This is a genomic window from Pseudomonas sputi, assembly GCF_021603585.1.
GTDB classification, from domain to species: Bacteria; Pseudomonadota; Gammaproteobacteria; order Pseudomonadales; family Pseudomonadaceae; genus Aquipseudomonas; species Aquipseudomonas sputi.
Window position 1 is genome coordinate 1 of the sequence record NZ_BQHI01000056.1, and the last position, 1,779, is coordinate 1,779.

Below are 1,779 nucleotides of genomic sequence, written 5' to 3' on the forward strand. Positions count from 1 at the left end.
AAGTGATGCGGTAGAGGAGCGTTCTGTAAGCCTGTGAAGGTGAGTTGAGAAGCTTGCTGGAGGTATCAGAAGTGCGAATGCTGACATGAGTAACGACAATGGGTGTGAAAAACACCCACGCCGAAAGACCAAGGTTTCCTGCGCAACGTTAATCGACGCAGGGTTAGTCGGTCCCTAAGGCGAGGCTGAAAAGCGTAGTCGATGGAAAACAGGTTAATATTCCTGTACTTCTGGTTATTGCGATGGAGGGACGGAGAAGGCTAGGCCAGCTTGGCGTTGGTTGTCCAAGTTTAAGGTGGTAGGCTGAAATCTTAGGTAAATCCGGGGTTTCAAGGCCGAGAGCTGATGACGAGTTGCCTTTAGGCGACGAAGTGGTTGATGCCATGCTTCCAAGAAAAGCTTCTAAGCTTCAGATAACCAGGAACCGTACCCCAAACCGACACAGGTGGTTGGGTAGAGAATACCAAGGCGCTTGAGAGAACTCGGGTGAAGGAACTAGGCAAAATGGCACCGTAACTTCGGGAGAAGGTGCGCCGGTGAGGGTGAAGCACTTGCTGCGTAAGCCCACGCCGGTCGAAGATACCAGGCCGCTGCGACTGTTTATTAAAAACACAGCACTCTGCAAACACGAAAGTGGACGTATAGGGTGTGACGCCTGCCCGGTGCCGGAAGGTTAATTGATGGGGTTAGCTAACGCGAAGCTCTTGATCGAAGCCCCGGTAAACGGCGGCCGTAACTATAACGGTCCTAAGGTAGCGAAATTCCTTGTCGGGTAAGTTCCGACCTGCACGAATGGCGTAACGATGGCGGCGCTGTCTCCACCCGAGACTCAGTGAAATTGAAATCGCTGTGAAGATGCAGTGTATCCGCGGCTAGACGGAAAGACCCCGTGAACCTTTACTATAGCTTTGCACTGGACTTTGAATTTGCTTGTGTAGGATAGGTGGGAGGCTTTGAAGCGTGGACGCCAGTTCGCGTGGAGCCATCCTTGAAATACCACCCTGGCAACTTTGAGGTTCTAACTCAGGTCCGTTATCCGGATCGAGGACAGTGTATGGTGGGTAGTTTGACTGGGGCGGTCTCCTCCTAAAGAGTAACGGAGGAGTACGAAGGTGCGCTCAGACCGGTCGGAAATCGGTCGTAGAGTATAAAGGCAAAAGCGCGCTTGACTGCGAGACAGACACGTCGAGCAGGTACGAAAGTAGGTCTTAGTGATCCGGTGGTTCTGTATGGAAGGGCCATCGCTCAACGGATAAAAGGTACTCCGGGGATAACAGGCTGATACCGCCCAAGAGTTCATATCGACGGCGGTGTTTGGCACCTCGATGTCGGCTCATCACATCCTGGGGCTGAAGCCGGTCCCAAGGGTATGGCTGTTCGCCATTTAAAGTGGTACGCGAGCTGGGTTTAGAACGTCGTGAGACAGTTCGGTCCCTATCTGCCGTGGACGTTTGAGATTTGAGAGGGGCTGCTCCTAGTACGAGAGGACCGGAGTGGACGAACCTCTGGTGTTCCGGTTGTCACGCCAGTGGCATTGCCGGGTAGCTATGTTCGGGAAAGATAACCGCTGAAAGCATCTAAGCGGGAAACTTGCCTCAAGATGAGATCTCACTGGAACCTTGAGTTCCCTGAAGGGCCGTCGAAGACTACGACGTTGATAGGTTGGGTGTGTAAGCGCTGTGAGGCGTTGAGCTAACCAATACTAATTGCCCGTGAGGCTTGACCATATAACACCCAAGCAATTTGAGTCGAAAGGCCAGATTGCGGTGTGTGAAGACG

1 rRNA gene is annotated in these 1,779 nt (G+C 52.7%); it reads left to right on the forward strand.

The features are described from left to right. A 23S ribosomal RNA gene (locus tag L6D81_RS29245) occupies positions 1-1,727 on the forward strand; the annotation flags it as partial. Between the last annotated feature and the right edge of the window lie 52 nt (positions 1,728-1,779).